Annotated in this window: 14 protein-coding genes and 1 riboswitch; all 14 genes read left to right on the forward strand. The window is 43.7% G+C overall.

The features are described 5' to 3' along the window. The first annotated feature begins 738 nt into the window (after positions 1–738). The 14 genes from BOD01S_RS16815 to purN all read left to right on the forward strand — a co-directional run bounded on the left by BOD01S_RS16815 (position 739) and on the right by purN (position 14,499). Positions 739–1,437, forward strand: coding sequence for a response regulator transcription factor (locus BOD01S_RS16815; RefSeq protein WP_036150389.1), 699 nt, complete (start codon positions 739–741; stop codon positions 1,435–1,437). After that, complete coding sequence (locus BOD01S_RS16820) at positions 1,434–2,879, forward strand: HAMP domain-containing sensor histidine kinase (protein ID WP_036150390.1); 1,446 nt, start codon at positions 1,434–1,436, stop codon at positions 2,877–2,879. Before BOD01S_RS16815 ends, BOD01S_RS16820 begins: the two co-directional genes overlap by 4 nt. Further along, positions 2,880–3,941 carry a LolA family protein gene (locus tag BOD01S_RS16825; RefSeq protein WP_036150392.1) on the forward strand — a complete coding sequence of 354 codons (1,062 nt, stop codon included), beginning with the start codon at positions 2,880–2,882 and terminating at the stop codon, positions 3,939–3,941. 167 nt (positions 3,942–4,108) lie between these two features. Continuing rightward, entirely contained in the window at positions 4,109–4,294 is a 186-nt protein-coding gene (locus BOD01S_RS16830; RefSeq protein WP_036150393.1) for an NETI motif-containing protein, read from the forward strand. A gap of 102 nt (positions 4,295–4,396) precedes the next feature. Then, positions 4,397–4,496: riboswitch (purine riboswitch) on the forward strand. Positions 4,497–4,660: 164 nt separating this feature from the next. Beyond that, the gene (gene purE, locus BOD01S_RS16835; RefSeq protein WP_036150394.1) at positions 4,661–5,149 is read left to right on the forward strand and encodes a 5-(carboxyamino)imidazole ribonucleotide mutase; all 489 of its coding nucleotides are present in this window, start codon (positions 4,661–4,663) and stop codon (positions 5,147–5,149) included. Continuing rightward, positions 5,146–6,282: a 5-(carboxyamino)imidazole ribonucleotide synthase gene (gene purK / locus BOD01S_RS16840; RefSeq protein WP_036150396.1), complete on the forward strand. Its 1,137-nt coding sequence runs from the start codon at positions 5,146–5,148 to the stop codon at positions 6,280–6,282. The genes purE and purK overlap by 4 nt, the downstream gene beginning before the upstream one ends. A 3-nt stretch (positions 6,283–6,285) precedes the next feature. Continuing rightward, a complete protein-coding gene (gene purB / locus BOD01S_RS16845; RefSeq protein WP_036150397.1) occupies positions 6,286–7,581 on the forward strand; it encodes an adenylosuccinate lyase in 1,296 nt (431 codons plus the stop codon). 17 nt (positions 7,582–7,598) lie between these two features. Continuing rightward, positions 7,599–8,309 carry a phosphoribosylaminoimidazolesuccinocarboxamide synthase gene (purC, locus tag BOD01S_RS16850; protein ID WP_036150398.1) on the forward strand — a complete coding sequence of 237 codons (711 nt, stop codon included), beginning with the start codon at positions 7,599–7,601 and terminating at the stop codon, positions 8,307–8,309. Positions 8,310–8,312: 3 nt separating this feature from the next. Further along, the gene (purS, locus tag BOD01S_RS16855; RefSeq protein WP_036150400.1) at positions 8,313–8,561 is read left to right on the forward strand and encodes a phosphoribosylformylglycinamidine synthase subunit PurS; all 249 of its coding nucleotides are present in this window, start codon (positions 8,313–8,315) and stop codon (positions 8,559–8,561) included. 2 nt (positions 8,562–8,563) lie between these two features. After that, on the forward strand, positions 8,564–9,247 hold the full coding sequence (purQ, locus tag BOD01S_RS16860) for a phosphoribosylformylglycinamidine synthase subunit PurQ (RefSeq protein WP_036150401.1): 684 nt from the start codon (positions 8,564–8,566) through the stop codon (positions 9,245–9,247). Further along, complete coding sequence (gene purL / locus BOD01S_RS16865; protein ID WP_036150403.1) at positions 9,234–11,465, forward strand: phosphoribosylformylglycinamidine synthase subunit PurL; 2,232 nt, start codon at positions 9,234–9,236, stop codon at positions 11,463–11,465. The genes purQ and purL overlap by 14 nt, the downstream gene beginning before the upstream one ends. Next, the gene (gene purF / locus BOD01S_RS16870; RefSeq protein WP_036150404.1) at positions 11,441–12,865 is read left to right on the forward strand and encodes an amidophosphoribosyltransferase; all 1,425 of its coding nucleotides are present in this window, start codon (positions 11,441–11,443) and stop codon (positions 12,863–12,865) included. The genes purL and purF overlap by 25 nt, the downstream gene beginning before the upstream one ends. Positions 12,866–12,880: 15 nt before the next feature. Continuing rightward, positions 12,881–13,939, forward strand: coding sequence for a phosphoribosylformylglycinamidine cyclo-ligase (gene purM / locus BOD01S_RS16875; RefSeq protein ID WP_036150405.1), 1,059 nt, complete (start codon positions 12,881–12,883; stop codon positions 13,937–13,939). Beyond that, complete coding sequence (gene purN / locus BOD01S_RS16880; protein WP_036150406.1) at positions 13,936–14,499, forward strand: phosphoribosylglycinamide formyltransferase; 564 nt, start codon at positions 13,936–13,938, stop codon at positions 14,497–14,499. Before purM ends, purN begins: the two co-directional genes overlap by 4 nt. Positions 14,500–14,528 lie beyond the last annotated feature (29 nt).

Consider the following 14,528-nt stretch of genomic DNA (forward strand, 5'->3'; position numbering starts at 1 on the left):
ACATCGCTTCGCAATCAGACTCAGCCTGTAGAGGTTGAGTTTTTTTATTGCCAAAAAAGCTCCCAACAACCAAACACCGAAGGTGAGCGCGGCGCATAAAACGAAGATTTCATTTTATCTAAGGGACTCAAAAACATAGGATACGAAATCCCCGAGCTGTGGGAGGACCAAGAAGGGCAAGGAACCAAGGAAGCGAAAGAAGGAACGTACTTTGTACGTGACGGAAAGAGCGAACGCAGATCACGCGGTCATTCGCCGGTCATCGTGCTGCGAAAGTGGCGCCGATGGTAGTTGGGGGCGCCCCCTTTGAGAGTAGGACATTGCTTCGCAAGTATACCCCAATCTAAACAGATTGGTTTTTTTATATAGAAAAAGCCCTCTAGCTAATCAGTAAACACCACTGAAAAACTCAATATATACATAAAAATCTAATTTCCTAACAGGAAAGCAGGAAATCCTTAACGAAGTACCTCATTACTAGACAACCAACATCTCTCCATCATTCATTTTCCTTTATCCTTTCTTTTAACAAAACTCTCTTTCTCGCTAAAAGGCAAAATATATGCATTTTATTACACTCCAGCGATCCATCTAAAATGATACCCCCCTTTTTCAATGTTCCTCTTTTCCCCTTCTTCCCCAATTTTCCAATATGCCGTATCCTTAAAAATAAAGAATTTATAAAGTTCAGAAGGGCACTGGTAATCATTGCTATAGTTATTGATAGGGGGCGACAATATGGAAGGCAGTATTCTACTCGTTGAGGATGATCGTGAAATCGCACGCATAATCAAGGATACACTTACGAAGGCAAACTATAACGTCACATGGGCAACGACGGGAATAGAAGGGCTCGAAGACTTTCAGGCTGGGAAGTTTGATTTAGTACTGGTAGATTGGATGTTACCAGAAATGAACGGACTCAAGCTGACGGAGCATATTCGGCTTCAAAGTGATATTCCCATCATCATGATTAGTGCGAAAAATAGGGAGATGGATAAAGTGGAAGGGCTGCAGGGAGCCGATGACTACTTAACAAAGCCGTTTTCCCTAGAAGAGTTAAAGGCACGGATTGCATCCCAACTCCGGCGCTGGGGGCGTTATAACAAAGTAAAGACTACAGAAGAAGTTGTCCAGTTCTCTCATGGGCTGCGTATCAATTATAAGAGGGAACAAGTTTTCCATAAGAATATAGAAATTAACCTAACCCAGAAGGAATATGCCTTGCTAAAGGTCTTTACCCAACATCCATATAGATTGTTTACGAAGGAGGAGCTGTATACGCATGTTTGGCAACAGCCTGAGCTTGATGAACAGCATACGGTAACGGTCCATATAAAAGGCTTGCGGGAAAAGTTAAAGGACCCTGTGAAGCAGCCTTATTTTATCCAAACAATATGGGGAAAGGGATATCGATTTATAGGTGAGGAACTTTGAAGATCAAGACTTGGCTGTTGCTTACTTATTTATTAGTCATGCTTTTGCCCCTGGCAGGCGGATATGGCCTTTACGTATCCATCAATGCCTATTATCAGGACAAAATGGTAGAAGAGTATTTCGAAAATCGCGTTGAATTAAACGAACTAAAAAAAATATTGCAGAATCCTAAACTGTATGGGGCAGGCGCTTCATTTGAGCCATTAGAAGAAGCTGCGTCTGAACAGCTGGAAATTACTTTATATTCGGCCAAGGGAGAAATCTATTACTCCTCTAACCCTTTCAATAAAAAGGGGAATTTAGAAGTAAAAGAACGTCTATTAAAAGACCTGTATGAATTCCAGCAGAGCTACCAGTCTTTTGTTTATAAGGAGCCGGTATATAGCAAGAATGAAATGGTCGGTATTTATAAAGTGAAATTCCTGCGTACGGAATGGATAGAGATGGTAAATAATCGTTCTTATTTAGTAGGTGCAGGACTGTTGGGCCTATTGGCTATCATTTATGGAGCGGTGATTTATTTCCTGAATAAACGATTAAATAAACCTGTCAAAGAGCTGATGTACCAAATGCGCGCCTATGCGAAGGGAAAAATGGTGAAGTCGGATCTATACCATCAAAAGGATGAACTTGGAGAACTTGCTTGGAGCTTTAAAACAATGCAGCTCGAAATTGAACATGCCAGAAGACAGCTGGAGGAAGAACAGCGGCAGAAGGAGTTCATGATCGCAAGCTTATCCCATGATTTAAAAACCCCGTTGACATCGATTCAGGCCTACGCAGAAGGATTAGGCAACAGCCATTTAAGCGATACAGAGCGCCGGGAGTATTTGCAGGTTATCTTTTCAAAGGCTGACTATATGAAACGTATGCTGGATGATTTAATGATGTATACCTTATTGCAGTCCCCTACGTATGAAATAAAGCGTGTAACAGTAGATGGTGCAGAATTTTTTGAGATGCTGCTTTCTGATTATGAACAGGTATGCAAGGAGAAGGGGTTACTGGCAGACACATTTCTTCATGTGGAGAAAATGTATGACGTTCATCCGGAACAGCTAGTACGTGTAGTGGATAATCTTGTGTCGAATGCCTGGACCTATACAGAGGCAGGGGGATCTATCGGAATAGGCGCCTTTGAATTGCCTCATGTTCCACCTTGGTGCTATTCATTTGTCCAATCCTCCTTAACCGAGAAGGAAGGGATCTATCTAGTTGTCCAAAACAGCGGGGACGGTATTCCTTTGGAGGAGTGCAGCAGGCTTTTTGAACCGCTTTATCAAGTGGATCAGTCCAGAAATAAAAATGCACAAAAAGGTGCTGGACTCGGTTTAAGTATAGCAAAACAAATTATTGAGAAACATCATGGAAAAATTACGGTTATTTCAGAATTAAAAAAGGGCACAGCAATTATTTGCTGGCTGCCGGCGAGGAGAGAGTAAATGAAAAAAGTGATTTATTCAGCCGCATTGGCTTTAACATTGGCGTTAACGGCATGCAACATGGAAGAGACTTATACGCCGCAGGAAATTGTCGACCAGGCTTTGCAGGATACAACAGAAGTAAAGAGCTACTATGGTGAATATAAGATGGATATGGGAGAGGAAGGCGTATCTTATATAAAGGAATGGGTCAAGGATGGAAAGCGCCGGATAGAGCTGACAGGATCAAATGGTGAAGAATATATTACGATAAATGACGGAGAAAAAATAGTGATGCTGGATGTACCGGCAAACAGTATCCAAATCTTCGAATATGAGGGGGATACTGCGGAATATCTTGCGCAGCAGACGCCAAAACAGCAGGCAGATACGTTGCTGGAGCTAATAGGAGACACTCATAAAATTGAAATGAAAGGTGAGGAGACGGTCGCTGGGCGTAAGACCTATCATATTGCTGCGAAAGCTGACAAGGAAAATCAAATGATGGGTGACATGGAAGTATGGATTGATAAGGAAAACTGGATGACTTTAAAAACTATCTCCACAGGTGGAGGTCTAACAGTAACGACTGAATATACAAAAGTAAACATGGAGCCCGAGATAGAAGATTCTTTATTTGTACTGGATGTTCCGGAGGGGGCAGTGGTTGAAAAGATGGATGCAGATAGCTACGGGCCAAAGGAATCCTCAACAGAAGAAGCGAAAGCGGCATTAGGTTCTTTCCTAGTATTTAAAGAAGAAGAGGGAGTAACATTAAGATCCGTGGAGGATATGAAGGTAGAAAGCCGTCCGGAGTTCGCTTTTAATTATAATGTGAATGATGAGCCCGCCTTTACCTTGTCTGTACTTACATCATCAGAAGAGGCCGGAGATCTTGGGGCAGATATAGGAGCGGAAAAAATAAAAATTCGCGGCGTAGACGGCGAGCAGATAGATATGAAAAATTTCCGCTATATTCAATGGACAGAAGGCAACCTCCAATATGGTGTAATTGTAGAAGATCAAGAAATGTCGTTTGAAGAAGTTTATCGGTACATTGAAAATATGGAGATTGTCCAATAATGAGCGGGCGGTGCTATAAGTTAACTTGTAGCACCGCTTTTTTGCATGGTGCATTTTACCAGATGCAATTTGTCGAATCGTTCACAATTTTTATATGGTGCATTTTAAATAAACAATCGATCCATGCTATAGTAATAGAAACCTTTTAAAGAGGAGGAACAAAATTTTTGGCTAAGAAACAAGTATGGTATGAAGTGCAAGAAGAGGAAACAATCGAGCAGTGTTTAGAAAGAATGAAAAAGGATGGTTATATGCCGTTTGGACGGAAAGAGGAACCTGTCTTCGAGATGGTTGACGGGGAACCCTCATATTTGCGCCAAAAAATACAATTTAAAGGTATTCCTATCGAATAAATGAAGGAAAATACCTAAAAACCGAACAATATCATTTTCTGAAAATTTAACGTTCGCATTTTACCGTTGATTTTCTCTCGAACCCTTGTTAAAATGTGAACAGGTAAAGAAATTCGATCCCTACATATATGCTGGAGAATATGGCTCCAGTGTTTCTACCCGGTACCGTAAACACCGGACTATGCAGGGAAAGCAACTTTTGGAATGATTGAGAAAAGGATGTGACCTTAGATGCTTTCATCTGCATATTCCTTTAAATTGAGTCCTCAAGTAGATTGCTTTCTCATGCTTAGAAAGTAGTTTATTTGGGGACTTTTATAGTTGTTTTGAAAATAAGGAATAGTTGTTGAAAAGGAGAGCGAATTCATGGATCCAAAAATTGGTGTTATTATGGGTAGTTCCAGTGACTGGGAAACAATGAAGCATGCATGTGATATTTTAGATGAACTAGAAGTGGCATATGAGAAAAAAGTAGTTTCCGCACATCGTACACCAGATTTAATGTTTGAATATGCAGAACAAGCTCGAAGCCGTGGTTTGCACGTCATCATTGCCGGCGCGGGGGGAGCAGCCCATCTGCCTGGAATGGTAGCAGCAAAAACAACATTGCCGGTAATTGGTGTACCTGTACAATCGCGTGCGTTAAATGGACTGGATTCCCTTCTTTCCATCGTACAAATGCCAGGAGGCGTACCTGTAGCTACTGTAGCTATTGGCAAGGCAGGGGCAACAAATGCAGGCCTGCTGGCAGCACAAATATTATCAACGACCGATACACAATTGGCAGAAAAGCTTACGGCTCGTCGTGAAGCGACAAAGCAGCAGGTTTTGGAAAGTTCGGGTGACTTGTTGTGATGAAAATGATTTATCCGGGTCAAACTATTGGCATCATCGGCGGCGGTCAGCTTGGAAGGATGATGGCGGTCGCTGCAAAGGAAGCAGGCTTTAAAATTGCCGTATTGGAACCGACAATGGATTCGCCGTGCGGTCAAGTGGCAGATATTCGTATTGTGGCTCCGTATGATGATGAGGCAGCTCTGGAAGAATTAGCAGAAGTAAGTGATGTAATTACGTATGAATTTGAAAATATTGATTACGAAGGGCTGAAGCGTTTAACGGAAATTGCTTATGTACCTCAAGGAGCCGAGCTTGTCCGTATCACACAAAATCGTGTAACGGAGAAAGCAGCCATTGTGGAAGCAGGATGTCCAGTTGCCCCTTATATCGTAGCGCATACATACGAGGAACTTGCTGAAAAGATTGAGGAAGTCGGTTTTCCTTGTATCGTGAAAACGGCACGTGGCGGCTATGACGGAAAAGGACAGCAGCTATTGAAAAGTAAAGAGGATCTTTCGATGGCAAAGGAGCTATTGGAGCATTCTGTTTGTATTGCTGAGGGTTTTGTCCCATTTACAAAAGAAATTTCTGTTATTGTCCAGCGTAATGGCAACGGAGATACTTGCTGTCTGCCGGTAGGTGAAAATATTCATGTTAACCATATACTGCATGAAACGATCGTGCCGGCCCGCATAGAAGGGAAAACAGCAGCACTCGCAGAAAAAGAAGCAGCGAAAATTGCGGATTATCTTAATTTGGTAGGCACATTGGCTGTAGAGATGTTTGTACTGGAGGACGGGGAAATCGTCATTAACGAACTTGCTCCGAGACCTCATAACTCTGGACATTATTCCATAGAAGCATGCAATATTTCTCAATTTACACAGCATATCCGGGCTGTATGCGGCTGGCCGCTGCGCAAGCCAAAGCTTTGGGCATCTACAATCATGGTAAATGTACTCGGACAACATGTCATGCCACTAACAAATTCTATTTCTAAATATCCTGATTGGTCTATTCACTTGTATGGGAAAGCAGAGGCGAAAGTGAATCGTAAAATGGGTCATGTTACAATAATGACGGAAGATGTGAATACAACTTTACAACAAATCGAGGATTCTGGCATTTGGTCAGAGCAGAAGGAGAAATAATAAATGATTGAACGTTATACAAGACCTGAAATGGGTGCTATTTGGACGGAGCAGAATAAATACCAAGCATGGCTGGAAGTGGAAATCCTTGCGTGTGAGGCTTGGGCAGAAATTGGGGACATTCCAAAAGAAGATGTAAAGAAAATCCGCGAGAATGCGTCTTTTGATGTTAACCGCATTTATGAAATTGAGCAGGAGACGCGTCATGATGTAGTAGCATTCACACGTGCTGTATCTGAAACACTTGGTGAGGAGCGCAAATGGGTGCACTACGGTTTAACTTCTACGGATGTGGTAGATACAGCCCTGTCTTATTTGATTAAACAAGCAAATAATATTTTGCGTAAAGATCTGCACAATTTTATCGACATCATCCGTGAGAAGGCGCTGGAGCATAAATACACAGTGATGATGGGACGGACGCACGGTGTACATGCAGAGCCAACGACATTTGGCTTGAAGCTTGCTCTTTGGTACCAGGAAATGCAACGCAACTTGGAACGTTTTGAAGCGGCTGCAAAGACGATTGAAACAGGAAAAATGAGCGGAGCTGTTGGTACGTATGCCAATATTGATCCAAAGGTTGAGGCATATGTATGTGAAAAGCTTGGGTTAGCTGCTGCTCCAATTTCAACACAGACATTGCAGCGTGATCGCCATGCTCAATATATGAGTACATTGGCATTAATCGCGACATCCATCGAGAAATTCGCAACAGAAATCCGTGGTCTTCAAAAATCAGAAACACGTGAAGTAGAAGAAGCATTTGGTAAAGGACAAAAAGGTTCTTCTGCCATGCCGCATAAACGTAATCCGATCGGTTCTGAAAATATGACAGGTATGGCCCGCCTGATGCGTGGTTATATGATGACAGCTTTTGAAAATGTAGCATTATGGCATGAGCGTGATATCTCTCATTCCTCTGCAGAGCGCGTCATCCTTCCAGATGCAACGATCACACTGAACTATATGCTTAACCGCTTCGGTAACATTGTGAAAAACTTAACGGTATTCCCAGAGAATATGAAGCGCAATATGGATCGTACTTTCGGATTAATTTATTCACAGCGTATCCTGCTAGCGTTAATTGATAAAGGGCTTGTGCGTGAAGAAGCGTATGATACTGTACAGCCATTGACAGCACGTGCATGGGACGAGCAAACACAGTTCCGCCCGTTAGTGGAAGCGGATGAAAAAATCACTTCTTACTTAACAAAAGAAGAGCTGGATGATTGCTTTGACTATAACTATCACATCCAAAACGTCGACCTTATTTTCGAACGTTGCGGTCTACAATAATCTAGGGGGAACAGGTCATGAAGAAAGGTCAGCTTTTGTATGAGGGTAAGGCAAAACGGTTATATGCGACGGAGGACCCGAGCATTCTCTTTGTGGAGTATAAAGACAGTGCTACTGCATTCAATGGGGAGAAGAAGGAAGAAATCGCCGGAAAAGGCGTTCTGAATAATCGTATCACTACATTACTATTTGAAAAACTACAGGAGAACGGAATCGCTTCACATTTTGTGAAGCGCCTTTCCGACCATGAGCAGCTTGTACGTAAAGTCGACATTATTCCGATTGAACTTGTTGTCAGAAACACCGCAGCCGGTTCGCTTGCGCAGCGTTTGGGGCTTGAAGAGGGAACACCTCTCAAGCGTCCAATCGTGGAATTCTATTATAAAAATGATGACTTGGGAGATCCGCATATTTCAACAGAGCATATTGATGTCCTGGGTATCGCAACAGCCGAGGAAGTACAGGCGTTATATGAAGGCGGCCTGAAGGTAAATGATGTATTACGTCCTATTTTTGAAGAGGTTGGTGTAGAGCTGATTGACTTTAAATTAGAGTTCGGGCGGGATCAGGATGGCAATGTCCTGCTTGCGGACGAAATTTCACCAGATACTTGCCGGCTTTGGGATGCCAAAACAAAACAAAAGCTTGATAAAGATGTGTTCCGCCGCAATCTTGGCAGTTTAACGGAAAGTTACGAAATCATACTTACTAGACTTGGAGGACAATAGAGAATGAAAAAGGTTAAAATTTACGTTACATTACGCGAAAGTATCCTAGATCCACAAGGTTCGGCAGTAAAGGGTTCATTAGTAAAAATGGGCTACGATGAAGTAGAAGACCTGCGGATTGGCAAATATTTAGAGCTGACAATCGGCGATACGGAAAAAGACATTGATACGATAGTAAAAGAAATGTGTGAGAAAGTATTAACGAATGTGGTCATCGAGGACTACCGCTATGAAGTCGAGGAGGCAAACTAATCATGAAATTCGCAGTACTCGTTTTCCCTGGGTCAAACTGTGACATCGATATGTACCATGCAATCAAGGATGAACTAGGTGAAGAAGTAGAATTCGTTTGGCATTCAGAAACAGATCTCAGCAATTTTGATGGTATTTTGGTACCAGGGGGCTTCTCCTACGGGGACTACTTACGTTGCGGGGCGATGGCCAATCAATCTAATATTATGTCAGAAGTAAAAAAAGCTGCCGAAGCAGGCAAACCGGTATTAGGCGTATGTAATGGTTTTCAAATTTTAACCGAAGCAGGGCTGCTGCCGGGCGCACTCCTCCGAAATAAGAATTTAAAATTCATGTGCCGCCCAGTACAGCTGAAAGTGGAAAACAACAGCACTCTCTTTACAAGTCAGTATGAACAAGGAGAAGTCATTACAGTTCCGATCGCTCATGGCGAGGGTAACTATTATTGTGATGAAGAGACATTAGAAAGATTAAAAGAAAACAATCAAATCGTATTCACATATTCAGGGGAAAATCCGAATGGCTCTCTTGAAGATATTGCTGGCATTATCAATGAACGTGGAAATGTTCTTGGCATGATGCCTCACCCCGAACGTGCAGTTGATGCATTGGTAGGCGGAGCAGATGGTCTAAAGTTATTTAAATCAATTGTAAAGCAGTGGAGGGAAAATCATGTCAACAACTAAGTTTGAGCCAACAGCGGAGCAAATTAAAGAAGAAAAGCTATATGCTCAGATGGGTATGTCAGATGAAGAATACACAATGGTGGAAGGGATTTTAGGTCGCCTCCCAAACTGGACAGAGACAGGCCTTTTCTCCGTAATGTGGTCTGAACACTGCTCTTACAAAAACTCAAAACCTGTGCTGCGCAAGTTCCCGACAAAGGGGCCTCAAGTACTTCAGGGTCCTGGAGAAGGAGCCGGGATTGTAGATATTGGGGACGAGCAGGCGGTTGTATTCAAAATGGAATCACATAACCATCCATCTGCGATTGAACCTTACCAGGGAGCGGCAACAGGTGTCGGTGGTATTATCCGTGACGTTTTCTCGATGGGAGCACGTCCTATCGCGATGCTGAATTCATTGCGTTTTGGTGAGCTGAAGTCAGCGCGTGGAAAATACTTGTTCGAGGAAGTAGTCGCAGGAATCGCAGGATATGGCAACTGTATTGGTATTCCGACAGTGGGAGGAGAAATCCAATTTGATCCTTGCTATGAAGGAAACCCGCTAGTTAATGCTATGTGCGTGGGATTGATTGATCATAAGGATATTCAGCGTGGTATTGCAGCCGGTGTGGGTAACACGGTTATGTATGTCGGAGCAAAAACAGGACGTGATGGTATTCATGGTGCAACATTTGCATCCGAAGAATTAACGGAAGATTCGGAAGACAAAAGACCGGCAGTACAAGTAGGAGATCCATTTATGGAGAAGCTTTTACTTGAAGCTTGTTTAGAAGTAGTGAAATCAGACGCATTAGTAGGGATTCAGGATATGGGTGCCGCAGGTCTTACGTCTTCTTCAGCAGAGATGGCTTCTAAAGCAGGCTCTGGGGTAGAAATGAACTTGAATCTTGTACCGCAGCGTGAAACAGGAATGACAGCTTACGAGATGATGCTATCTGAATCACAGGAGCGTATGCTGCTTGTTGTGAAAAAGGGCCGGGAAGATGAAATCAAGGCTATCTTTGAGAAATACGATTTGGATGCTGTAGCAATAGGCCGTGTGACAGATGACAAAATGCTTCGTCTGCTTCATAAAGGAGAAGTCGTAGCAGAAGTGCCGGCAGATGCTCTTGCTGAAGATGCGCCTGTTTACCATAAGCCATCTGCAGAGCCTGCTTATTATGCTGAGTTCCAGTCAAAGGAAAACACTGAGCCGCAAGTAGCTGATTACAAGGAAACATTGACAGCTCTTTTAAAAGCACCGACAGTGGCTTCCAAAGAGTGGGTATACGGTCAATATGACTACCAAGTACGGACAAATACAGTAGTAGCACCTGGTTCTGATGCGGCTGTATTGCGTGTGCGAGGTACAAATAAAGGGCTGGCTATGACAACTGATTGTAATTCCCGTTATATTTACCTTGACCCAGAAACAGGTGGAAAAATTGCGGTGGCAGAAGCAGCACGAAATATTGTTTGCTCTGGGGGCGAACCGCTTGCCATTACGGACTGCTTGAACTTTGGCAATCCGGAGAAGCCGGAAATCTTTTGGCAGATTGAAAAGTCGGCTGATGGAATCGCTGCAGCATGTACAGCGCTAAATGCGCCAGTCATCGGCGGAAATGTATCCCTTTATAATGAACGTTCAGGTGTAGCAGTTTATCCAACACCGACAATCGGGATGGTTGGTTTAGTAAAAGAATTAGAGCATGTTACGACTCAACATGTAAAACAAGCAGGAGACATCGTGTACTTGATTGGTGAAACAAGAACGGAATTCGGTGGTTCGGAGCTTCAGAAATTAGTAGAGGGTGAAATTTCAGGTAAAGCCCCATCAATCGATTTAGATGTTGAAGCAGCACGACAAGCAGCTATTCTAGCAGCAATCCGTGCAGGTTTAGTAGAGTCAGCACATGATGTTTCTGAAGGTGGTGTAGCAGTAGCACTAGCTGAGAAAACATTTGCTTCAGATTCATTAGGTGTCAATGTTACATTAGCAGGTTCTGCCGTTACAGTGTTATTCTCTGAATCTCAATCACGTTTTGTGTTAACAGTTAAAGAGGAAAATGCAAAAGCATTTGAAGAAATCGTAAAGGATGCACAAAAGATCGGTGTCGTAACAGAAGAGGCGAAACTAACAATCAACGGTGACAACGGTGTGCTTATTGAAGGTACAGTGGAGGAATTCCGTTCGGCTTGGAAAGGAGCAATCCCATGCTTGCTGAAATCAGAGGCTTAAATGAGGAATGTGGTGTTTTCGGAATATGGGGTCATAAAGAGGCAGCGCAGTTAAGCTATTACGGTTTGCATGCCCTGCAGCACCGCGGACAGGAAGGAGCTGGCATCGTCACAACAGACGGCCAGCAGCTTCGTGCGGTCAAGGGCGAAGGACTCGTAAATGATGTATTCAATGAAGAAAAATTGCATACGGCCATTGGACATGCAGCCATTGCCCATGCCAGATATGCAACAGCGGGTGGCAATGGTATTGAAAATGTGCAGCCGCTGCTTTTCCGTTCATCAACAGGCTCACTGGCAATCGCGCATAATGGTAATCTAGTAAACGCTACGCATCTAAAGCAATATTTAGAGCGCTCAGGCAGTATATTTAACTCAACTTCCGATACGGAAGTAGTCGTCCATTTAATCAAAAAGAGCTCACATTCGCCGTTCCGGGCAAAGGTGAAAAATGCTCTTTCCTTATTGAAAGGCGCCTTCTCTATTCTACTATTAACAACTGATTCAATGATTGTAGCACGTGACCGTAATGGGCTGCGTCCTTTAGCGCTTGGCAAGCTGGGTGATGCATGGGTTGTCGCTTCTGAAACATGTGCCTTTGACCTCATTGGTGCTGAATATGTCCGGGAGGTAGAACCGGGAGAATTATTGATTATTTCAAACAATGGGCTGGAAGTGGACAGTTATGTTGAAAAGGAACAGCGGACGATGTGCGCAATGGAATATGTCTACCTTGCCCGTCCAGACTCTAATATCGACGGCATTAATGTCCATATGGCACGTAAACGTATGGGCAAAGAACTTGCACGGGAATGTATGCACATTGAGGCTGATGTAGTAACAGGCGTGCCGGATTCCAGTATTTCCGCGGCTATTGGTTTTGCAGAGGAAAGCGGTATTCCTTATGAGCTTGGCCTGATTAAAAACCGTTATGTAGGTCGTACGTTTATTCAGCCTACACAGGAGCTACGTGAGCGCGGAGTGAAAATGAAGCTTTCTCCAGTTGTACAGGTCGTAAAAGGAAAGCGTGTGATTATGGTAGATGATTCGATTGTACGTGGCACAACATCCCGCCGTATCGTGCGTATGCTCAAGGAAGCCGGAGCAAAAGAGGTACATGTTGTGATTTCGTCGCCGCCAATGACAGATCCATGTTTCTACGGCATTGATACTTCAACACATGAAGAGCTTATTGCCTCAAGTCAGAATGTGGAAGAAATCCGTCAGACTATTGGTGCAGACTCCCTGACATTCCTCTCGGCTGAAGGGTTGATAAAAGCGATTGAACGACCATTTGAAGATGAAAACGGCGGGCTTTGTATGGCATGCTTTACAGGAAAATATCCTACTGAAATTTTCCCAGACACGATTTTGCCACATGAAAAAGAATTGTTACGTTAATGGAGGAGAATGAAGATGTCTAAAGCCTATGAACAAGCAGGCGTAAATATTGAAGCAGGATATGAAGCAGTAAAACGCATGAAATCCCATGTAGAACGTACAAATCGTCTCGGTGTGATGGGCACGTTTGGCGGATTCGGCGGCATGTTTGATCTGTCTGCATTGAACTTGAAAGAGCCGGTTCTGATTTCGGGTACAGATGGGGTAGGGACAAAGCTGAAATTGGCATTCATGGTAGATAAGCACGATACAATCGGCATCGATTGTGTAGCAATGTGCGTCAACGACATTGTAGCGCAAGGCGCAGAGCCGCTGTATTTCCTCGACTATGTAGCTGTAGGAAAAGCAGACCCTGCAAAAATCGAGCAGATTGTAAAAGGTGTAGCAGACGGCTGTGTGCAATCGGGTGCTGCCCTGATTGGCGGCGAGACAGCTGAAATGCCTGGTCTTTATGAGGAAGACGAATATGACTTGGCGGGCTTTGCGGTTGGTGCTTGTGAGAAATCGGCTGTCATTACAGGTGAAAGAATTTCAGAGGACGATGTGCTGATTGGTCTGGCTTCAAGCGGAGTGCATTCAAACGGCTATTCTTTAGTACGAAAGATCGTCTTTGCGGACAATGATTTTGCAGTAGATACAATCGTAGAAGGCTACGAGGATTTAGGACCAATCGGAGAAGCGCTACTTGTGCCGACAAAGCTGTATGCAAAGCCTGTCCTTTCTATGCAAAAGGCCGGAGATGTGCATGGTTGTGCCCATGTGACGGGCGGCGGCTTTTATGAAAATCTGCCTCGTATGCTCCCACAAGGACTAGCGGCAGAGATTGAACTGGGTTCTTGGCCGGTGCTTCGCATCTTTGAATTTTTAAAGGAGAAGGGGCAGCTTGCAGATAAGGACCTATACAACGTATTTAATATGGGGATTGGCTTTGTTGTTGCTGTTCCGGAAGCAGAAGCGGAAAAAGTGATGGCTGCTGCAGAAACAAATGGTGAAAAAGCTTACCGAATCGGCCGCGTTGTAAAAGGCGAGGGTGTCCTTTTTAATGGTTTGCATGACGGGAGCTTGGAACAATGACGACGAAGATAGCTGTATTCGCTTCAGGAAGCGGCAGTAACTTCCAGGCAATCCAGGAATCCGTTATAAGCGGCGACTTGCATGCTCAAGTGGCACTTGTTGTAACAGATAAGCCGGGGGCATTTGTTGTAACACGTGCTAAGCAGTTTGATATTCCAGTGCTTGAGCTTTCGCCGAAACAGTTTAATTCAAAGGCGGATTATGAAGAAGCATTGGTTGAGGAACTTCGGGCGCTTAATGTGGAGTGGATTGTCCTTGCAGGGTATATGCGTCTCGTAGGAGATGTACTGCTTTCTGCTTATCCTAATCGTATCGTCAATATTCATCCCTCTTTGTTACCTTCCTTCCCAGGCAAGGATGCTATTGGGCAGGCAATGGAGCACGGAGTGAAGGTGACAGGTGTAACAGTGCATTTTGTAGATGCGGGGATGGATACAGGACCAATCATTTCACAGCAAGCAGTTGAAGTTGTACTAAATGACCGTGAAGCGACGGAAGAGCGCATTCATGCAGTTGAACATGACCTTTACTCAAAGACGCTGCAATCATTATTCAACTAAAATTTTCGCACTAGTCTGGATTCCAGAGG

This window comes from Lysinibacillus odysseyi 34hs-1 = NBRC 100172 (assembly GCF_001591965.1).
GTDB lineage: Bacteria > Bacillota > Bacilli > Bacillales_A > Planococcaceae > Lysinibacillus_B > Lysinibacillus_B odysseyi.